Source organism: Aliiglaciecola lipolytica (genome assembly GCF_018860635.1).
Lineage (GTDB): Bacteria > Pseudomonadota > Gammaproteobacteria > Enterobacterales > Alteromonadaceae > Aliiglaciecola > Aliiglaciecola lipolytica_A.
Map to the genome: position 1 here is coordinate 396,513 of NZ_JAHKPT010000035.1, position 22,115 is coordinate 418,627.

Sequence of the window (22,115 nt, forward strand, 5' to 3'; positions counted from 1 at the left end):
AACCTATTAAATAATGTAAGTCACACTAATGGTTGTGACGAGGTAGTTTGTGTGAAATTTTATGGTACTTTGTTGCCAATTCGATAATCCCGCCTTGAGACAGATCGCTAACCGTGCTGCGATAGATTTCTTGCCAGGGCGTGTCAGATACCGGTGTCGAGAGAGTCTTATTTTGTTTACGCTTTGCCATTTCTTCCTGGCTTAAAGCCACATCACATTTTCCGTTAATCAAATCGATGCGCAGCATATCGCCGCTTTCGATATAGGCGAGTCCTCCACCGGTGGAGCTTTCAGGGGAAACGTGCAAGATCGAGGGGCTGTCAGAGGTTCCCGACTGCCTGCCGTCCCCCAGTGTGGGTAAACTCGTGATCCCTTTCTCTATAAGGTAGTTTGGGGGTTGCATGTTGACTACCTCAGCAGAGCCAGGCCAGCCTACGGGGCCTGCACCGCGCAATACAAGTATGCAAGATGCGTCAATGTTTAAGGCAGGATTATTGATGTTTTTATGGTAGTCCTCAGCATTTTCAAACACCACAGCCCTAGCGTTAAACACGCCCTCACTACCGGGTTGCGATAGAAAACGCTGTTTGAAATCAGGAGATATAACACTGGTTTTCATTATCGCGAAATCGAAGAAATTTCCCGAGAGTACCGCGAACCCAGCATTGTCTAACATGGGGGCGTTGAAGGGTTTTATAACCGCTCTATCGCTGGTTTGTTTACCTTGTATATTGTCTTTCAATAAATGACCAGATACGGTCAGCACATCTCCGTCTAATTCACCGGCTTCTAGTAGCTCCCATAATACGGCTGGCACACCGCCAGCACGATGAAAGCGTTCGCCTAAAAATTCCCCACTAGGTTGTACATTGACTAACAGTGGAATGGGTCTGGCTAGTTCATTCCAATCTTGGGCGCTTATTTCGACGCCCGCATGTTTTGCCATCGCCATAAGATGAGGCTGTGCATTGGTAGAACCACCTATAGCGGCAATAAGTTTCATTGCGTTGATAAAAGCCGCGCGTGTGAGAATACGTGATGGCACTAAGTCTTCGTAGACCATTTTCACAATACGCTCACCGGTACGATAGGCGATTTGACCTCGCTCTCGATAAGGAGCAGGAATCGCAGCACATCCGGTTAGAGACATGCCCAGTGCTTCTGCTACCGAATTCATAGTTAAGGCGGTGCCCATCGTATTGCAGTGTCCCGCTGAAGGCGCTGAACTCATGGCTAAATTGAGAAATTCTTCTTCGTCTATTTCACCCGCTGCGAGTCGCTTTCTTGAACGCCAGATCACGGTCCCAGAACCGACTAGTTCATTATTATGCCAACCATCTAACATTGGACCTCCAGACAAAACGATGGATGGTATATCAACAGTAGACGCCGCCATAAGGCTTGAAGGTGTGGTTTTGTCGCAGCCGGTGGTAAATACGACGCCGTCAATGGGATAGCCGTACAATATTTCGACCAAGCCTAGATAGGCCAGATTTCTGTCTAAAGCGGCGGTAGGGCGGCGGCAGTTTTCAAAAATCGGATGACTTGGAAATTCGATGGGTATGCCACCGGCTGCTTGAATACCGTCTTTTACCCGGGCAGCAAGCTCTATATGTATACGATTACAAGGCGCAAGATCACTGCCTGATTGGGCAATACCTATAATAGGTTTACCGGAGCGTAGCTCTTCTGGTGTAATGCCATAATTCATAAAGCGCTCTAAATATAAAGCAGTGAGGTCAATGTGTTCTTTGTTGTCGAACCAATCTTGAGAGCGAAAACGCGTTTTTTTATGTGCGGTCATGGTCTACATCTTTCGTTAAATTGTTACTAGAGGGAATGGGGCGATATTCAAACTGTTGGAAATCGGCATGAATACCTCTGTTGCTTAAATCACTGCAATGTAAACAGACGAATGCCCCGGTGAAAAAGCCTTTGCCTTTGACATAATCATCGGATAATTTCCACGCCTCGAAAGTCAAATCGATAGGACTCCAGTTGTCTTTTTCTAAGGCGTAGCTAAAGGATAGTGTTTGCGCTCTAACGCTTACTTTGAGTGCTACCGACTCTTGCCATGCGGGTAGTGCTATGGGGCAGTCGTATAGAAAATATTTGGCATCGTTGTTATCAAGTTGGATTATTTTTAGGCTGCGCGAGCCAAGAGCACTATCAAAATCGATGAAACAATAAATCCAATTTTGGGTATTGTAGTAACAAACGAGCCCCGCATTTTGTTGTGGATTGACAGGTTTGAACGACAAAGTGGTTAAGGCGTCAAACTGAAAATGTTTCCATCTGTGGCCAACGGTCGCTTGGGTAAATTGTGAGATAAGAGGATCACGACCAAATAGTCTTAAGCACTTATTGTCAGAGCATATCTCGCCTAACTCTTCACTAAATGGCACGCGCAGTGTCTGCCATTCTGCATCTAACTTCTCTGAGTCAAACCGATCAATAAAGATTTCATCAGGAGCATCGTTTGAGCTTGAAAAGTCAGGAGCGGTTATCGCTGATTTTGCATGTTGGCCACCGACTACATAGGGCCAATTATCTCGCCACTCAATTTGATCAATTGCGGTTTCACGACCTAAGGGACAATAGCCCTTTGTTTGTTCTGGCGCGGATTGAGTATTAGTATTTAACGGACGGCCTACTAAAAACACCATGTACCATTGGCTATTATGGGTTTGCAACATTGCCCCGTGCCCGGCTTTTTGCAATGCATGTTCGGGCATGTGAGCACTGGTTAAAATCGTCTCGTCGGGATGTAACTCAAAAGGTCCTGTTAGTTCACGACTTCGCAGTACAATAACTGCATGATCGTAAGCTGTACCGCCCTCTGCGACGAATAGATAGTAGTAGCCTCCTACCTGATAAATGTGTGGCGCCTCTGTTAGTTTTCGCTCAGTACCGGTGAATATAATGCTGCTTTTTTCAGACAGGCTACGCGTATCATGAAAATACTCTTGTAATACAATGTGATTGTGAGGGTTGCTATGATGACGAGGACCCCATTCTCGATAGGTAATATATTTTTTGCCTGATGCATCATGAAACAACGAGGGGTCAAACCCTGCAAATGGTAGCTGAATAGGCTCGCTCCATGGTCCCTCTATGTTAGACGCGGTTACCAAAAAGTTATCACCGCATTTCCATGGGCTTTCTACACTTTTTACGTTTGAATACACTAACCAAAAAAGACCATCATGATGAGTTAAGCAGGGAGCCCAAACTCCGCCAGAGTTAGGGATACCTCGCATATCTAGTTGGCTTACCCGATCGAGTGGATATGCAACCAATTGCCAATCTTGCAAGTTCTTGCTGTGATAAATGCGAACCCCAGGAAACCATTCGAATGTGGAAGTGGCTAAGTAGTAGTTGTCACCTTGACGGCAGATGACGGGGTCGGGATTGAAGCCTTTAATAATAGGGTTGCTAATCATTTGCACCAGAGCAGTCTCTCTATTTATGTTTCGTTTTGTTCAGCCAATAGGTGATGGAGATACAAACGCTTTACGTTACTAATTTGTTAACCAATCTAAAATGTTCCCGGTAACATTTCAAGGCGTCATGTCACTATGAGTAACTAACGTAAAGATTAAATGCCTTTCCATAATGCATTTACTATCTGACTCTGTTCCCCTATCTAACATTGCAGATAAGATGGGGAGCAGTGTGGCATTTTATCTTGAAGACAATTATTGCTTGTAGGTTTAATCAGCTTATTAGGCAGATAGTGTTTTGCTAGGCGCGATAAAGCTGACTTTTTAGTAGTTGCTACGAAGAGCTCATAAACGGGTCTTAGTTTATGAGCTTCTACCTATCACTTAGTGTTATTTAAACATATCGTCGGCCAATATCCGTTCAACTGAATCGAGTTCAGGAGAGCCGCCTTGCATACCCGAGCCTGATGCTATCCAAAGGTAGCCGTTCATCTTTATGACACCACTACCATGTCTTCCTTGTATCAAAGATGGGGCAGATGACCACTGACCTTGCAATATATCGTAACGGTGAACTTCTTCATGGGCTTTATTTGGGTTGGCACTTTCTCCGCCTACCGCGATGAAGCTGTTATGCTCAGCGTACACTGAAAGACCTGCTCTAGGTATTGGTAGCTCCTGAGGGAGGGTCGACCATGTTTGACTAGCTATATCGAATACATCGACCTTTTCTTCAACTAATTCAAATACTTTATTTTGCGCACCCAACGTTCGCCGCCCACCAATCACATAGATTTTATTGTCTATCAATACCCCTTGAGCGTGATCGCGAGAATGGGGGGCGTTGGGTAAGATAGACCACTTTTGGGTGCGTAAATCTAGGCTGTCAACCCAGCTTACGTTACCGTCGAGGTGACCATTTGTAATTCCACCAATCAAATAAAGTATGTCTTGGTTTACCACTGCAATAGCACTACCCCTTAGTCTCTCTTTGGGAATGGCCGTGCCCTGTTGCCAAGCATTTTTATGGGGTGAAAAAAAGTAAATGTGTGCTACTGGCTTTTCATCAGGGTATTGACCCGTCAGCGCGCCGGCAATAAGGATTTGGTCTTGCCACACAACAGGTTGAAAATGATGTAGTTCAAGAGGTGAAGGTGATAGGTTTCGCCAATTTAGGTTACTAGGTTCAAGCTCATCAACTGACTTAATACCTCGCCCACCAATTAAATACCCCTTGTTGTTTAATTGTACAAATCCAGCTTCATGGCGCACTGAAAATGTGCCATTAGTTTCTACTTGGTCCCAGGTTTGTTGTGCCGCAAAAGCCATCACACTGCATGCATACAGCAAACCTACAATGAGTCGTTTTGGATTGAAAAGAGTCAACATTGTCTACGGCTACCTGTTGAATTTAGCAAAAAATTGCTCAACGGTGTCGACCTCTGTAATACCTAAAATCCAGATTACTTCTACTAAATCTGAAAAATCAGCGCCGCCATAGTGAATACTATCATTCTGGTATCGCTCATTTACACCGTTATATTGGGTACTAATTGCGTTAGCTATTTTCCATACCTGTGATGATGGTAAATTGTCCGCTTCAAGTTTTTTCACTGAAAAAGAAGTGTTATTAAAGCCCGGGGAGCCATTTGCTGCGACATTGCCATCAGGTACTTTGACATAAGTAGTGTGGGCTTTAACAAAGGCTAGGGCATCCTTACTGGTTTCATTTTCATTCCATGTACTGTGTTGAACTACAATAATTTGGTCTTTCGTTAGCGGTTTATTCATTTGCGCCAAGTTGTGAAGTAGTTCTTGAGTAAAATCACTTTGACCGGCTTCTGCAACCCATACACGTCCACCTGATGCGATAGTTTGCGTAATGCGTTGTGCGGTGGCAGCAAGTGCCTGTTTACGTTGCATATGGGCATCGGTCCAATTGTTTTTAAACACTAAATCAAATAGCGAATCTGCTGGCACATATAAACCACCTTGCACACCATAGGTGCCACTAACAGCAAAATAGTTAATATTTTCAAAAGCTTTAGCTTTTATAATAAGATCCAGAGCGGCGATGGTATGTATATCATCCACGTCAGTTTTGAGGTCAAAATTTAGCAATAGTAAGTCTTTAGTTTTATCGAACTGGGGGACATCGTTAGCGGCGTGGCTCAATAGTGAGAATAAAACAGACACTGTAAAGAGGGTAAGTAAGTAAAGCCTTTTCATTTTAAAATTCCTTAAAGAAACGGGTTAGATTTATTGTATTTAAGTCATCATATACATGACTTAACAGCCAACATGGTTTTGAAAGCCTGACTCACCTTTTACTTTATATTGAGTCACTTCAATAACTAAGTTGAGCGGGTAGTCTCAATTTAGCGATATTAATGTATACATTAATAAGTTACCAGTAACATAAACTATGTTCAATAGTTTATTTTCATAAGAGACTTTTCCTGACAGTGCTTATTTAATAGATTATTGTGAGTAAATAATGCTAAAAATATTTGTGATTGAGATAGATGAGTAAAAACAAAGCAAAAAGAACGACATTACAAGACATTGCAGACGTAGTTGGCATGACAAAAATGACCGTCAGTCGCTATATGAAGAATCCCAATTTGGTCAAAGTTTCTTCCCGTATTCAGATTGAGTCAGCGATAAACAAATTAGGCTACATTCCTAATCGAGCCCCAAATATCTTATCGAAGGGGAAGAGCCACGCAATTGGTGTACTTTTTCCATCAATATCTAATCATGTTTTTGATGAAGTATTGCGTGGTATTGAGTCGGTTACTGAGCCCGCGGGTTATCAAATTATGATTGCTCATTACAGCTATTCAAAAGAACTCGAAGAAAAACGTATAGGCTCCTTACTTGGATATCATGTGGACGGCCTTATCTTGTCTGAGAATGTACATACTGCAAATACATTACGGATGATCAGTTCATCTGGTGTTCCGGTGACAGAAATAATGGATACCTGTACTCCCCCGATCCAACAGGCTGTTGGGTTCAATAATATGCAAGCGTCACAAAAAATGACGGAAAAGCTTATTCAAAAAGGATACAAGAATATCGCTTATATTGGCGCGAAAGGGGATGTACGGGATATATTGCGGCAAAGAGGTTATGAAGCAGCCATTGCAGAGCATGCACTTAAGCCTTTGATATTTCGTTCTCCGGATGTATCGTCGATTCGTTTAGGATCAGAAATACTGGATAGCATTCTTAGGGTACGTCCTAAAGTAGATGCGGCAATTTGTACCAATGACGATGTGGCCATGGGAGTGTTATTGAGCTGTAAGAAAAAGGGGATTCTGATCCCTGATGAACTTGCGGTTTCTGGCATGCATGGGCATGAGATGGGGCAGCTATATTCTCCCAAGCTGGCAAGTGTCATTACGCCGAGGTTTAATATTGGTAAAGTCGCTGCAGAGCAACTGCTGTCTCGTATTGATGGTGTGCAAGTTATCGATGAGTGCATCGATCTCGGATTCGAAATTAACGATGGTGAGAGTATTTAAAATATGATTATACAGCATTTCGGCTCTATAGATTATCAAACCTATACTTTTCGATGATATTGAGTAAGTTTTGCTTACCTTTCTGACGATGTAAGCTATGTATTTCCGCTGCTTTTTTTGCATTCCCAGCTCGAATAGCCTCTACAACTGCTTTATGATCAGCTGTCGAATCTGTGGGTTTATTACGTAGTTCAAGTGTAAAGTAGCGAACTCTATGGGCTTGCCCCCAGAACTGAAGAACCGCCTGCTTCAAGCGAACATTTCCGCATAATTCTAATAAACACAGATGAAACTCTTCATCAGCTTCGGCCCACTCTTTCAAATTGTCTTGTTGTAATGCCTTTTCCATCCGCAATGTAGGCAGTTCAAGCTGCTTAAGCTCTTGTTCTGTAATAGTCTTTTTTGCGACCTTTTCAGCTAGTATCTTAGCGGCCTGAGCCTCTAATGCGGTCATGATGTCATAAATTTCGTTCATGTCAGTAGCGGATATAGGCTTAATAAATATACCTCGTCTAGGTCTGATTTCTATCAAACCTTCTTTTTCAAGCTGTACACACGCTTCACGAATGGGTGTTCGACTAATGTTGAGTTTTTCTACCAATACTTTCTCTAGTATTTGATCGCCTGCTCTGAACTCATTTTCCAAAATCAAAGCACGGATAGTCTGATAGGCCTTTTCAGAAAGGGATAATGCACTGGTTTTCATTGGTATATTCATACATGTCTTCTTTTACTAGTTGCAGATGATCGTTTTAAATAGATAGGTGTTTTTCTGGGTGAAAATATTAGGGGGATTATCCTTGCTTTCAATTTTCGTCATCCATTTATTGGCTATTTTCACTAAAGAATATTTGAATATATTTTAACTCATCTGATCCTTATTAAAAACTTAATATAGCTTGTTTTACTATGAGTTTATGAACTCCACATTTCTTAATGTCGGGGACATATAGTACGGAATTATTTAAAAGGGTGGTAATTTTTTATCGATTGTAAGTTGGGTGTTAATTTTTGGCGTTGACATGTTAACTATTTGTGATTAATGTATACATAGATGAATGATAATGTATACACTGTGGTGTGCAGGCTCTTTCGTCTACCGTCACACATAATCTAATTAACAGGAAGAAGAGCAAAAGGCTTAAAATATGAACACACACAATAAGTTTAAAAAGTCAGTGCTGACAAAGAGTATATCGCTGTTGTTGACGTCATCAGTCATCATGCCGACCATTGCACAAGAGTCTCCACCCAATGACGGAACTGAAGTCATTGCCGTTACTGGGATTCGCGGTAGTTTGTTTAACTCGATGAATCTTAAAAGAGATTCAGAAGGAGTAGTTGACGCTATTTCTTCGGAAGATATTGGTAAATTCCCCTCTACGAATTTAGCTGAATCATTACAACGTATTCCTGGTGTATCGATCGACCGAGTAAACGGAGAAGGATCACAGGTTACAGTACGTGGTTTTGGTGCTGACTTTAATCAGGTAACACTGAATGGTCGTACCATGCCCACCGCGAATGTGCCAATAGTCGGTGCAGGTAGTAGTGGCAGTGCTTCAGGTGCTTCAGGACGAGCGTTTGATTTTTCAAATTTATCCTCTGATGGGGTGCAGATACTAGAAGTATTTAAAACCGGCCGTGCAGATATTTCTTCAGGTGGTATTGGGGCAACTGTTAATGTTGTGACACGACGTCCACTGGGAACTGCGGGTCTGCAAGGCTCAATAAGTGCTAAAGCAATACATGATACATCGGTAGATGGAGGAAGCAGTATTACTCCTGAAATTGGTGGTTCTTTTAGTTGGGCAAATGAAGATAATACGTTTGGTATTGGTTTTTTTGGTGGGATATCAAATCGAGATAGTGCTGCAGCAGGAGCTACATCGTCATCGTGGAATGTGATCCCATATTCTGAGTTTTTAGGGCTAACTACCGAAGATACTATTATTACTAATGCACCTGCTTCTTTAGACCAATATGTGACTTTACCAAGAGATAGTCGCTACCAATTTTCAGAATTTGAACGCGAGCGTAGTAATGGTCAGTTAGTGTTACAGTTTGCACCGAGCGAAAATTTGTCAATGACAGCAGATTACACTTTTGCTGTGAATAAAGGAGTGGAAGAAAAAGTAGAATTTTATAATTGGTTCAATCGTCCCTTCACTGAGGTGGTATTTGACGATAGTCCGGTGCCAACTACTATTTTCATAAAAGAAAGAGCAATCAATAAAGGCGGCGGAATGCCTCAGGTTATGCGTGCAACAAAAGATGAGTTAAGTTCTTTTGGTTTCAACGCTGAATACTATTTAAATGATTCAGTTACGTTAACGTTCGATGGTCACTCTTCGAAGGCTGAAGTAACGCCTGACTCTCCAATGGGGTATACAGAAATTAATGTTGGTTTAGATCATAAATACGGTAACTCACCAACAGATTCAGCATTTCAATCGGTTGATTATAGTGGTGCAATTCCCGTGCGTACAGTTGAAACAATATCAGGAGCGACAGTTATTCGTCCTGAAATAGTTGCAAGTCAAGTTGCTAGTTTACGTAAGGTCACACAAATTAACGAAATTGATCAATACGATTTTCGTGCTGATTGGGTGTTAGAGGATGGAGCAAACTTAACGGTTGGTGCTAATTACCGAACCCAGAAGAATGTTGCCGATAGAACTGATTACCAACAAATTTTAGGAAATTGGGGGTCTGAATACCCTGGAGACGTAGAAAATTTAGCTCCTGGTTCGCTTGAAACTTTTTGCCTATCTTGTAAATTTAATGATCACACAATAGGTGGTGGCACGACTTCTGTTGGTGGAGCAACTAACAATGAAGTATATGCTGTTCGAGGAAATGCTGCGGATATTTTTGCTGCACTTTCGCCAGCTTATGAAGCCGGATACTCAAGTGCATCTTCTAGACCTCTTCGCGTTACAAGTAGCGCTTATGATGTTATTGAAGAAGATGTTACATCTATTTTTGTTCAGCTTACAAATGAATTTCAAATTGGCGGCTTAGACGCATATTTGAACGTGGGGCTTAGATATGAACAAACCGATGTTACTGCAACAACTGAATCATCTCCAACATCTGCCATTATTTGGCAAGGCGATAATGATTTTGCTAAGTCTGCGGCTGCATCGAGTTCTGGATTTTCTTCAGATTCATCTTACAGTAACTTGTTACCAAACATTGATCTTGCGATTAACCTAACTGATGAAGTTAAAGTACGAGCGTCATACAGTAAAACACTTGCAAGAGCGACATATAACAATTTATACGCTAGCGACAATGCAAATTCCCCTTCAGGTCCTACGGCTTTAGGAAACGTGGTAACGGGCAGTAAAGGTAATCCAGGGTTAAAACCATTAGAATCAGATAACTATGATGTGTCTGTAGAATGGTACTTCGATGAAACTAGTTATGTTTCAGCAGGCTTGTTTTCTAAGCGTGTAAGTAACTTTGTTGGTCGTGAAACGGTTAATGGTAACTTGTTTGGTTTACGTGATGCTTCGTCTGGCGCACCAGGTACTCGTTCAGGTATGGCACTGGAAATACTTGACAACTTAGGGGTGCTAGCAAACGAAATTAATCTATTTGCTGCAGCTGTATACGTTGACCAATCAGAAAGTATGGCCGAAGCAATGGCGTTGTTTATGGCTAATCAAGATGCTGATGGGAATATAGAGGATGCAGAATATGATCGTCTCGAAGGTAGCTTTGAGATAGTACCAAACAGTGATGATCCCTTATTCAACTTTGCTTTGAATCAACCTATCAACAATAATTCAGCTGAAATTAACGGGCTAGAGCTTCAAGCTCAGCACTTTTTTGGTGAATCAGGATTTGGCATTGTGGGTAGTTATACTGTAGTTAACGGAGATGTTGGATACGATATCTCTGGAGCTCCTAATGTATCTCAATTTGCATTACAAGGCTTGAGTGATACTGCAAACGTTACCTTGATTTACGAAAAGAATGGTTGGTCAAGTCGCTTAGCCTACAACTGGAGAGATGAATTCCTTGCTTCAGCCAATGATGGCAGCGGATTTAACAATCCTGTCTTTGTTGAAGATTATGGTCAGTTAGATTTCAACCTTAGTTATTCGTTTAATGATCAATTAGCAGTATCTTTTGATGCAATTAATTTAAATGAAGAAAGATCGAGATCGTTTTCGCGTTCGAAAACAGATTTACACTTTATTCGCGAAAATGCAGCGCGTTATTACTTAGGCGTAAGATACAAGTTTTAATAAATGATCAGTCAAACCGCTATTATTAGCGGTTTGACTATTTTATTAAAACGATGCATATCATGTTTTTGAGTGCAATAAATATTATTTAAGTATCTTATTTGATGTAATAAAAAGTAAATAGGTGTTAAATGTCGAATTATATAGCACTAGATTGTGTGGCTCACCAAAACCTGAAAGTATGTACTCAATACGATGAGGTATTTGGGGGTAACACCAATCATGCACTCGTTTTTCCTACCGAATTTGAAGTCCTACACAGAGAATATCCGATTTTTTTCCGTCGTAAGGAAACTTCAGGTTATTACGCTATCTGTATTTTAGGATTTGATAAAAATGAAAACCTTTTTCTAGAGAATGGGAATTGGGCTGCACGCTCTATCCCCGCTATGTTTATGCGAGGGCCATTTGCACTGCAACTCACACATAATGAAAATGCGCTCCAGACAGAGGCTGAGCCTATAGTAATGGTTGACCTTGATAACGCACGCATAAATCCAGATGTTGGAGAGTCAATATTTCAAGCTCATGGCGGTTATACTCCATATTTTAAGGAGATACTTCAAGCCATGCGTAAGATCCATGTGGGTAATCAAAGTACAGAATCTTTCTTTGCCATTTTAGATAAATTTAAACTGATAGAGCCTATTGAAATAAAGGTCGATATGGCAGAGAAAGGTACCTATAACATAGCCGATCTGTTCACGATAAGCCGTGAGCGCTTAGCAGAATTATGTTCTGATGAATTGCATGAATTAAATAGTTTGGGATTACTCGAACATTGTTTTTCTGTGGTATCGTCTGCTGGCAACATGTCGCACCTAGTGAATATGAAAATACGTAGCTCTGTATCGTCCAAATCATAGGTAAAGACAATGAACTATGATAATACCCTCCATACAATTAAAGCGTGTCAGTTTAATGAAATAGACTTTAATGCCCTGACTGAATTAGGGCGACCATGTTTAATAAAAGGTGCGATTGCTGACTCTCCTTTAGTACTTAAAGGCAAACACTCATTAAGCTTGGCACAAGAGTATTTAAAAGCTTTTTATACGCAAAAACCTATGTTGGTTTATCAATGCGAAGCTGAGGCAAAAGGTCGATTTTTCTATAACGCACAATTTGATGGAATGAACTTCACAACAAACTTTGCGCAATTAACAGATTTTTTTAACGATATAGAACAGGAACAGCAGACTCATAGTAACAAGGCTTTTTATATCGGCTCAGCCAGACTGAATGACTATTTTCCAGAACTACTGAAGACTAATTTACCCATCGATCATAACAACCTTTCTGGGCATTCAGCCCAAGCTGGAATTTGGCTTGGTAATAAAACTACAGCGGTTACTCACTTTGATACTTCAAATAATATTGCGGCCTGTATGCTTGGTCGGCGCAGATTTACTTTGTTTCCACCGACCCAAAGTGGCAACTTATATCCAGGACCTTTAGAACCAACACCCGGTGGACAAGTATTAAGTATGGTAGATATTTCAGCACCTGACTTTGAACGTTACCCCAAGGCACGCGAGGCTCTTAAACATGCAATCATTGTAGACTTAGAGCCAGGCGACTTGTTAGTTTATCCTGCATTGTGGTGGCATCAAGTTGAAGCATTAGATGACTTTAACGTGATGTTCAACTACTGGTGGAATAGCACTCCTGATTATGTTGATGACCCAATGGCTACCTTATTACATGGCATGCTGAGTTTGCGTGATCGGCCACAAAGTGAAAAAGACGCATGGCAGGCATTATTTCAATATTACATTTTTGAAGACAAGCAGCAGGCACGACAACATTTACCTCAGCATACATGGGGAGCCTTACGCGATTTAGATGAATTAGGTTCTCGGGTATTGCGTAATAAAGTGTTGAAAAAGATTAATCGCTAAAGATTTTGGCAAGTATTTATTGCTTAGCTCATAGGAAGTTTCAAATGAAAAAGGTACAAAAAGTGGTCATCGCGGGTGGCGGTACAGCGGGATGGATAGCAGCAGCGACCCTATCAAGTCAATTGGGTAGTCTAATTGATATCACCCTCATTGAATCTGCCGATATTGGAACCGTTGGCGTGGGCGAAGCAACCATACCGACACATAAAGCCTTTCACCGTCTTATTGGCGTTGACGAGCAAAAATTTTTGCAAAAAACCCAAGCGACCTTCAAATTAGGTATTGAATTTAGTAATTGGGGCAATATAGGTGATAGTTACTTTCATACCTTTGGTCAGATTGGACGTTCTACATGGATGGGCGACTTTCAACACTTGTGGCAACACGCCAAGACACTAGGTTGGGCTGGCGACTTACAAGATTATTGCGTCGAACTTCAAGCGGCTAAAGCAGGCAAATTTGGCATAGACAATAAAACCAACATTAACTATGCCTATCATTTAGATGCAGGTTTATACGCATCTTTTTTATGTGAATTTAGTCAACAGCGGGGCGTTAAGCGAATTGAAGGCACAATTGAGCACGTAACAATGGATAGTAAAAATGACCATATTAGCCACCTTGTCTTAAGTAATGGTACTAGTGTTGCGGGGGATTTATTTATAGATTGTACTGGCTTCAAAGGACTACTCATTAACGGTGCCTTGGGAGTGGGGTTTGAAGACTGGTCACATTGGTTACCTATGGATAGTGCATGGGCTGTGCAAACCCAAGGAATGCAGCCAATCCCACCGTACACAAAATCGATTGCTCACGATGCTAGTTGGCAATGGCGGATCCCTCTGCAAAACAGAGTGGGAAACGGCTTGGTTTTCTGCAGTGCATATAATTCTGAACAAGATGCGCTACAGTTACTCACAGATAACATTGAGGGTAATATGATCACCGAGCCTCGTTTGTTAAAGTTCAAAACAGGTAAACGTAAAAAAGCCTGGTTTAAAAATTGTGTGGCTATGGGCCTTGCTAGTGGCTTTCTCGAGCCTCTTGAATCAACTAGCATTCATCTTAGTCAAATAGCAGCAACAAGATTAGTACAGATGTTTCCTTTTAATGGCATGGATGAAAGCCTCCAAACCCATTACAACAATAGCGTTGATGGTGAGGTAAATAGCATAAGAGACTTCATTATTTTGCATTATAACTTGAACCAACGGCCTGAGCCTTTTTGGCAACATGTTGCAACTATGGCAATTCCGGACTCACTTCGACATAGGATGGAGCTATACACTAAAACCTCAATCGCGTATCAAAATGATGCAGATCTATTTCGTGTGGATTCTTGGAACCAAGTAATGATGGGTCAAGGGGCTAAAGTTGAAGGCTATCATCAAATGGGTCGCTTAGTTGCAAACGATAACTTACGCCAAGCGTTTAACGACTTACACAAGAACATCAAAATATTGGTTGAAGGCATGCCGATGCATGATGACTTTTTGAATCAATATGGCGTTCTTTAGTCCAGTCAAGTATTCAAATTTGATTATCGACGATAGCAAGGCACAAGCCAATGGCGTCATTAAAGCCAGAGTAAACATAACTAATACTGGGCAACATGATGGCGAGGAAGTAGTGCAATTTTCTGTGCACGACAAATTCGCCTCTGTTACCAGTCCGGTTAAGCAGTTAAAAGGCTTTAAGAGTGTTACTTTAAAAACCGAAGAGTCGGCGAAGCTCGAATTTAGTTTTCCGGTAAATATGTTGGCGTTTTACGATGCGCAAATGCAGCTTATTGTCGAACCCTGAGACATAGAATTAATGGTGGGAAGTTCATCAATGGTTATCCGGCAAAGTGTAGTTTTAAAAGTGTCAAGGGATACTTGAGTTATCTATCAAGAACAAAAAGTTTATTTGAGCAAGGTGCAAATATTTTAGTTAGGCACCAGTAAAATCAGAAGGAGCTCTATTTAAATATTTAAAAACTGGTTGGGTTTCTATTTGTGCTGATGGAAAGTACAAATGGCAACCTGAGATTATGGATCAATAGAATAGGAAGCTGATTCCTTAGTGAAGCCGACGAAAAACAAAGAGCGAAGAAATTATTACCATGAAAATTAAATTATTTATTCTAAGTGTGTTGGTTGCTATTGCCAGTTGCCAAAAGATCCTACAAGAAGGCATAGATTCACCTGAGGCAAAAAAACCAATTGCCTCTGCGGCTTTCGTATCTGAATATATGCCTCGCAAGTATTTTGGTGCAGTATTAGAGCCTGAAAGTGGAATTATTCACGGGGCAGGTCAGGACGTAGAAAGTTTCAATCATTATTCTTCATTATTTACTGATGAGCATAAACCACTTATCTACATGACATATGTCAGTATTAGTAAAGGAAGTGCGGAAGTTGAGAAATGGAAAAGTAAATTAAAAAAGGAAATAGATAGCCAAGTTAAACATAATACCGTGTTGCAAATTGGTTTGAGTTTTACTGGTGGTAATGATAAAGGAAAAGGTCTTGCAGAAGATGCTGCCAGTGGTGAATTCGACGAGGCTATTGACCAAGTTATACAATCACTTATTGAGTTAAATCGTCCTGCGTATTTAAGAATAGGGTACGAGTTTGAAGGTAGTTGGAATGGATATACTCCAAATGCTTATGTTGCTACTTTTAAACGCATAGTGAATAAAGCGAGAGATCAAGGACTTAAAAAAATAGCCTATGTTTGGTGCTCTGGTGGCGGTTCTGCAAATTTCATTACCTTCGACGAACTTATGAAATATTATCCTGGAGATGAATATGTTGATTGGTGGGGAGTCGATATATTTTCGCCAGAAGAAATCTCTAATCCTTGGCTTGGTAAATTTTATGCGTTATCTGCAAAACATGGAAAACCGGTGATGATCGGCGAAACAACTCCTCGTCATGTAGGTGTTAACAACGGTAAAAAAAGCTGGGACGCTTGGTACGGGCCATTTTTTAATATGGTAAAGCAACATCCTGAAATAAAAGCTATTAGCTATATTAATTGGGATTGGGACTATTGGGCTAAATTTCTAGATTTCCCTTGGCACAATTGGAAAGATGCTAGATTAGAGAAAAATAATGTTGTTCGCGAAGCGTATATTCAAGAAATGAATGACCCTATTTGGTTACACTCTCAGAACTTTAATGCTATTCCTTTAGATAAATAAACGAATTAACTATGTGTGCTGGCTTTTCAAATTATATTTGTTCTTAAATTTGTTAGCGAAACTAAAGGTAAAAGACTCGAACAAATGGATGAGTTCTAGCATAGTTTTTATTTAGATATCAGGGCTGTTCGTTTTTAATTACATTTCATTTGTATACTTACGCAGTTCTGAAAGCTGGATTAGGTAAAAGCCTCACCCTACTCGATGTGTTTGGGGAATTTCATCCAGATAAAATTAATAATTATCTCATTGCATTAGATATTAACAGCTTTTAAATATGCCTCATTTTATGAGGGCAAACAAGCTTAAGCAGCCGCGATCAAAGTATTCTTTCATTACTACTCCACGATGCTGATTATACAAATAGGTCAAATTTTGATCTTGATGGTTATTGTTAAATAGACTATAACAGTGTTGGTTTTAAGTTAAATTTATAACTTTATATTTACATTTAAAATGTAAGGATAAAAATAATTTAATTTTAGCCTTAACTATAAGTATCTCAATAAAAAAATAGTCCCTTTTGTTTTTTATTGAGAGACGCTGTTTTTATAAGAGATGTTATAAAAAGAAGAATAAATAGCTGTATTTTATCTAATTAAGTTGTAGTCATAATGAATAAAACTAGTGTGTAATGCGATAAAAATAGCCTTTTATAACCGCTGAATTTACATGACGACTATTGCACCTTGATAAAAACAACTCATTTATTGCTTTAGTATAAGGAATAAAAAATGAAGAAATCGATCATTTGTTACACTGGGCTTGCAACTTTATTGTTGCTATTAGTGGCATGCGGAGATGATAACAGCATGGAAGACTCTGAAGCGGAAACTCCTATAGTCGAAGTGCCTGAAACACCAGAACTTGTAGCAGTAGAAATAGCCAATGGCGGCTTTGAGGAAGACACCGCTGGTGAAACGTCTCCGCTAGGAAATTGGGTATTCAGACCAGACCAAGAGCCAAACGCGGCTTCTACTATTGAAGTAATCGAATCGGAACAAGGGCTAAACAGCTATAAAGGCACAAAAGCTGTTGAGGTTGTTGTTAGTGCATTAGGGGATAATCCTTGGGGTATTGAAATAGCCTATGAAGATATTCTTGTCACTGGTGGTACAAACTATGAGTTTAGTGTTTGGGTCAAAGGTGAAAAGGGTACCAGTGCCGATTTTTGGGTGCAAACCCCCGCGCCTGCATATGGTCAACGCAGTTTAGTAAAGGAAACACTCACTGGTGAGTGGCAAAAAATCACATTGACAGCAAGCACGGCAGAAGCTGATTCTTTAATTAGGTTAGCGATCCATTTTTCGAAAACAGAGAACATCAATAAACCGATTTATATTGACGAATTTTCCGGCTTTGTTTTAGAGGATGTGCCTGCTGAAGAAATACCTGAGGTTCAATATAGCCCGGTTACCGCACAAAGCTTAAAAGCAATCGCTCCTGGCTTTAACTTGGGGGCAGCCGTTCCTGCCGGTGGATTTGATAACAGTATAATAGACAGACCAGAAGTAAAAACTATCATTGAACAGCATTTTAATCAGTTATCTGCTGAAAACATTATGAAGCCTACTTATATGCAACCAGTGCAAGGCGAGTTTTTTTATGATGATGCTGATGAACTTGTTAACTATGCGAAAGATAATGCACTCACTGTACACGGTCATGTGTTTATTTGGCATTCACAAATAGCACCTTGGATGCAAAGCTTCGAAGGTGATAGAGACGATTGGGTGACTATGATGGAAGAGCATATAACACAAGTCGCCACCCACTTTGAAGAGGCAGGTGAAAACGATACCGTTGTTAGTTGGGATGTAGTTAACGAAGCCTTTATGGAAAATGGCAAATACCGTGGTGAAAAAACCACGAATGATAGTGCCGATGAATCTGTATGGTTTGAAAATATAGGCGCTGAATTTTTGCCGTTAGCATTTAAAGCCGCAAGAGCAGCCGATCCCGATGCTGATTTATACTACAACGATTACAACCTTATTTGGAATGCTGATAAATTAGATGCTGTTATAGCGATGGTTAACGATTTTCACGCTCATGGCGTACCTATTGATGGTGTAGGTTTTCAATCTCATATTTCACTCAATAGCCCAGACATTGCAACAATTCAAGCTCAGCTACAAAAAGTGGTTGATATTCGCCCTAAAATCAAAGTAAAAATCACCGAACTAGACGTTCGTATGAACAACGAAGGTGGGACGCCCTTAACTTACCTAAGTAGTGAAAGGGCTGATGAACAAAAGCGGTATTACTACGATGTTGTTAAAACATATCTGGAAACAGTGCCTGTAGATCAGCGCGGTGGTATTACTTTTTGGGGCGTAATTGATGGAGATAGCTGGTTACAAAACTGGCCAGCCCCGACTACCGAATGGCCGCTGTTATTCTTTAATGATTACACGGCAAAGCCAGCATTACAAGGTGTTGCAGATGCGTTAGAAGAGCTAATTGAAGTCGTAGACGCTCCAGTGGCTGAAAATAAATTAACCAATGGTGACTTTGAAGCCGGACTTACGTCATGGCAAACTCGAGGCAGTGCCAATATTACGCTCGCAACAACACAGGCGCATAGTGGCAATAATAGTGCTTTAGTGCAAGGGAGAACAGAAACATGGAACGGAATTCAAAAAGATGTAAAAGGCTTATTCACAGCAGGTGAAATGTATAAAGTCTCTGCCTGGGTCAAGTTATCTGATGACAGTGCTACAGTGTCGCCAGGAATCAAATTAACGCTAGAAATAGCTCACGCTAGCACCGAGTACCTTGAGCTAACGCCTGTGACAACTGTTGCCGCCGGTGACTGGGTACAGCTAACAGGCACTTATACTCATTCGTACACAACCGAAGAAAGCGTAGCCTTACTCTATATTGAATCAAATGAACTCACTGCAGACTTTTATGTAGATGATGTATCGGTAACATTGATAGAAGAGTAATTAAGCTAAATAAAAGTTATTAAACCCAGATTAAATAGTCTGTATTGTTTTATGCAGGCTATTTTTTTGTATAAAAAAGCCTGATATGAGATCAGGCTATTTTTCTTCTAAAGCGAAGTGTTACTTAATCTCTTCGCACATAACTCTCTTGATCTATTTCAGTTAAAAGCGACCGAAATTTACTTAGCTTGATATCTCACGACTACAAATTTAAGCGGTATATCGCCGTCGTTATAAATGCCGTGCATGTCATTAGGGGCTGCAAATAAAATATCTCCAGCTTTAGCTGGTTGGCTTTTTCCATTGAGTGTCCAAGTGCCTGAGCCTTCGATAATCATTAAATATTCTTCATCAGGATGCTGGTGAGCGGGGTGTATTTCGTTATGGGGTTTAATAACGGCAACACCGGTAATAGCGCCCTTAGTGAGTGGCGTATCCCCATAAAAGTAAGTATGAAAATCAGCGCCTTCGTAGTGAGTGATGTGCGCTTCTTTTTGACTCACAATCGCTGATGTTAGTTGCGTGGGGTTATCTGTAGCACTCACGGGTAATGCAAGACTAAATGCAGCAACGGATGTCAGCAATACGTCGTTTACTATATGTTTAACTGTTGAATGATTCATGGTGATTATCCTTGTTATATTTACTGCTTAGTTTTATTCGGTATACCCAGTCGTTATCGGTCGAATTTAGTGGTGTAACGCGGATGCTGGTTTGCTCTGCACGGATATAAAGACTAAATATCAATGAGACGATAAATGCGCTAATGATTAATGACAGCTTTATTGTTGTTTTTCATATATGTCTTTTCTGATCAACAAACTAACTGGAGGCATTGATTGTTCAGTCTATTTTAATAAATAATTGTTGTCAAAAGGACTATATCTAAAATTGTGCATTTGAATAGCAAAATTTCGTAAATATTTTTGTTTAAAAGTAATGGTCTGATTGACAATTAGGTGCTAAATTTACTTTTGCAACATAAAAATAGAAAACAGGTACAACATGCACAAAAATAAACTGACTATCGCTATTTTATTTGGAGTGTCGAGTTTTACACTCGGCTGTAATAACTCTACAGAGCAGAATGCTGCAACAACCCCCATTGTTGAAAAAGCTCCAGAGCAATCAACACTCAAGGCTCGATTTAAAGATCACTTTAAAATAGGTACTGCCATTAGTCGTGATCAAATTTTGGGTGTATTGCCTGATGATTTAAATGTGGCAAAGGCGCAATTTAATACATTTACTCCTGAAAACTCAATGAAGTGGGAGCGCATTCATCCACAGCCTGATGTGTATGATTTTGAAGCCCCTGATGCCTTAGTTGAATATGCACAAGAGAATAACCAAGAGTTAGTTGGACATACATTAGTGTGGCATTCACAAACACCAGATTGGGTTTTTGAGGATGAACAAGGCGAGCCGCTTACTCGGGAAGCATTACTTAAACGTATGCAAGACCACATTTTTACAGTCGCAGGGCGCTATAGGGACCGCATTTTTGCCTGGGACGTTGTAAACGAAGCCCTTAACGAAGACGGCACGCTGCGCGAGTCTAAATGGAGCACCATTATAGGTGATGACTTTATAGAATACGCATTTACATATGCCAAGCAGGCTGCGCCTAATGCCAAGCTATATTACAACGATTACAACTTGTATAAGCCAGAAAAAAGAGCTGGCGCATTAGCGCTTATTAAAAACTTGCAAAGCAAAGGCATTCAAATAGATGGTATTGGAATGCAAGCACATTATTCGTTAGATAACCCTGAACTTTCGTTAATGGAAGATTCTATTGTCGCGTACGCTGCAACAGGGATTGATGTGATGATCACAGAACTTGATATTTCGGTATTGCCGTTCCCAGAAAGTGAAGAACAAGGGGCTGATATTTCGTTAGATATTGCCCTGCAAGAGCGTTTTAATCCATACCCTGATGGTTTGCCTTCTGAGGTAAATAAGCAGTTGGGCAAGCGCTACAAAGAGGTGTTTGCAATCCTCAAAAAACATGGCGATAAAATAAGCCGCGTGACATTTTGGGGCGTAAGCGATGCACGCACTTGGCGTAATGATTGGCCAATGCAAGGACGCACAGATTACCCATTATTAATCGACCGAGAGTTAAAACTGAAAAGCTTTGTAAACGATTTATAATCGCAAATAAAATTTCATCTCCCGTAAAGGATCGCTAAATAGCGATCCTTTTTTGGTTTTATAGTGTTGTTAAACAATAATTAATATGTGTTTGCAGAGGGGGTTCTGGGGCTAAAAAGGTAAATGGGAAATGTGGATTATTAGGGCTGTCGGGGCAAAACTGTGGCTCAAGGCAAATACCGTCAAAGGCATTAAAAGTATCTTTTAAATGATGCCCTGTATACACCTGAATAGCAGGGTAATTAGAGAGCACGTTAAGCATTAGTTTATTGTCGGGGCTAGTAAGCTCTGCATGTTGATTTATGGTTTGTAGGTTGAGTGTTTGTTCGCTCACAAAGTTGTGATCAATTTTATCGGCTTTATTGAGTATGCGCGCACTTGTGTAGTCAAAAGGCGCATTATCAACCGGCGTTACTGAGCCTGTAGGAATGGACTGTGCATCGACAGGCGTATAATGCGCTGCTGCCAGTTTTAACGTATGGCCTTGAGCACAGTTATTAATGCCATTTAAATTAAAATACGGGTGCGATGTAGGCCCCGCAATAGTTTTTTATTACTGGTAATCGTAAATTTAATTTCAAGGTTACTTTGATTTTTGCTATTGGTTGTAAAACGATATAGCACATTAAATGTGGTTTTACCGGGGTAGCCGTTGTAACCATTGGGTAGGGTAATACTTAAACTTAG

At 40.5% G+C, this 22,115-nt stretch carries 16 protein-coding genes; 9 read left to right on the forward strand and 7 right to left on the reverse strand.

The genetic code is table 11. The annotated features are described in order from the left end of the window. Positions 1–25: 25 nt before the first annotated feature. The 4 genes from KO530_RS19720 to KO530_RS19735 form a co-directional block, all read right to left on the reverse strand. Positions 26–1,804, reverse strand: coding sequence for an IlvD/Edd family dehydratase (locus KO530_RS19720; protein WP_216050166.1), 1,779 nt, complete (start codon positions 1,802–1,804; stop codon positions 26–28). Continuing rightward, the gene (locus KO530_RS19725) at positions 1,791–3,443 is read right to left on the reverse strand and encodes a glycoside hydrolase family 43 protein (RefSeq protein ID WP_216050428.1); all 1,653 of its coding nucleotides are present in this window, start codon (positions 3,441–3,443) and stop codon (positions 1,791–1,793) included. Before KO530_RS19725 ends, KO530_RS19720 begins: the two co-directional genes overlap by 14 nt. A 390-nt stretch (positions 3,444–3,833) precedes the next feature. Next, a complete protein-coding gene (locus tag KO530_RS19730) occupies positions 3,834–4,832 on the reverse strand; it encodes a Kelch repeat-containing protein (protein WP_216050167.1) in 999 nt (332 codons plus the stop codon). A gap of 9 nt (positions 4,833–4,841) precedes the next feature. Beyond that, positions 4,842–5,672, reverse strand: a complete 831-nt coding sequence (locus tag KO530_RS19735; RefSeq protein WP_216050168.1) for a hypothetical protein — start codon at positions 5,670–5,672, stop codon at positions 4,842–4,844. A 296-nt stretch (positions 5,673–5,968) separates the two neighbouring features. Between KO530_RS19735 and KO530_RS19740 the strand changes: the two genes are divergently transcribed. Next, on the forward strand, positions 5,969–6,973 hold the full coding sequence (locus KO530_RS19740; RefSeq protein ID WP_216050169.1) for a substrate-binding domain-containing protein: 1,005 nt from the start codon (positions 5,969–5,971) through the stop codon (positions 6,971–6,973). A 25-nt stretch (positions 6,974–6,998) separates the two neighbouring features. On the opposite strand, the gene KO530_RS19745 is transcribed toward KO530_RS19740, so the two are convergent. Next, entirely contained in the window at positions 6,999–7,691 is a 693-nt protein-coding gene (locus KO530_RS19745) for a GntR family transcriptional regulator (RefSeq protein ID WP_216050170.1), read from the reverse strand. A gap of 430 nt (positions 7,692–8,121) precedes the next feature. On the opposite strand from KO530_RS19745, the gene KO530_RS19750 reads away from it, so the two are divergent. From KO530_RS19750 to KO530_RS19780, 7 genes are all read left to right on the forward strand, one after another. Next, positions 8,122–11,232: a TonB-dependent receptor gene (locus KO530_RS19750; protein WP_216050171.1), complete on the forward strand. Its 3,111-nt coding sequence runs from the start codon at positions 8,122–8,124 to the stop codon at positions 11,230–11,232. Between the two features lie 131 nt (positions 11,233–11,363). Next, positions 11,364–12,098, forward strand: a complete 735-nt coding sequence (locus tag KO530_RS19755) for a SapC family protein (RefSeq protein WP_216050172.1) — start codon at positions 11,364–11,366, stop codon at positions 12,096–12,098. 9 nt (positions 12,099–12,107) lie between these two features. Continuing rightward, positions 12,108–13,133 carry a cupin-like domain-containing protein gene (locus KO530_RS19760; RefSeq protein WP_216050173.1) on the forward strand — a complete coding sequence of 342 codons (1,026 nt, stop codon included), beginning with the start codon at positions 12,108–12,110 and terminating at the stop codon, positions 13,131–13,133. A gap of 44 nt (positions 13,134–13,177) precedes the next feature. Continuing rightward, positions 13,178–14,650 carry a tryptophan halogenase family protein gene (locus KO530_RS19765; protein WP_216050174.1) on the forward strand — a complete coding sequence of 491 codons (1,473 nt, stop codon included), beginning with the start codon at positions 13,178–13,180 and terminating at the stop codon, positions 14,648–14,650. Next, entirely contained in the window at positions 14,637–14,936 is a 300-nt protein-coding gene (locus tag KO530_RS19770; protein ID WP_216050175.1) for a fibronectin type III-like domain-contianing protein, read from the forward strand. Before KO530_RS19765 ends, KO530_RS19770 begins: the two co-directional genes overlap by 14 nt. A gap of 301 nt (positions 14,937–15,237) precedes the next feature. Then, complete coding sequence (locus KO530_RS19775) at positions 15,238–16,320, forward strand: glycoside hydrolase family 26 protein (protein ID WP_216050176.1); 1,083 nt, start codon at positions 15,238–15,240, stop codon at positions 16,318–16,320. A gap of 734 nt (positions 16,321–17,054) precedes the next feature. Next, complete coding sequence (locus tag KO530_RS19780) at positions 17,055–19,271, forward strand: endo-1,4-beta-xylanase (protein WP_216050177.1); 2,217 nt, start codon at positions 17,055–17,057, stop codon at positions 19,269–19,271. 179 nt (positions 19,272–19,450) lie between these two features. Here the strand turns inward: KO530_RS19780 and KO530_RS19785 are convergent, their stop codons facing one another. Then, entirely contained in the window at positions 19,451–19,894 is a 444-nt protein-coding gene (locus KO530_RS19785) for a cupin domain-containing protein (protein WP_216050178.1), read from the reverse strand. Positions 19,895–20,276: 382 nt separating this feature from the next. Here KO530_RS19785 and KO530_RS19790 point away from each other — a divergent pair, with 382 nt between their 5' ends. Continuing rightward, the gene (locus KO530_RS19790) at positions 20,277–21,428 is read left to right on the forward strand and encodes an endo-1,4-beta-xylanase (RefSeq protein WP_216050179.1); all 1,152 of its coding nucleotides are present in this window, start codon (positions 20,277–20,279) and stop codon (positions 21,426–21,428) included. Positions 21,429–21,486: 58 nt separating this feature from the next. Here KO530_RS19790 and KO530_RS22055 read toward each other — a convergent pair whose 3' ends face one another. Continuing rightward, the gene (locus KO530_RS22055; protein WP_354667887.1) at positions 21,487–21,972 is read right to left on the reverse strand and encodes a hypothetical protein; all 486 of its coding nucleotides are present in this window, start codon (positions 21,970–21,972) and stop codon (positions 21,487–21,489) included. Positions 21,973–22,115 lie beyond the last annotated feature (143 nt).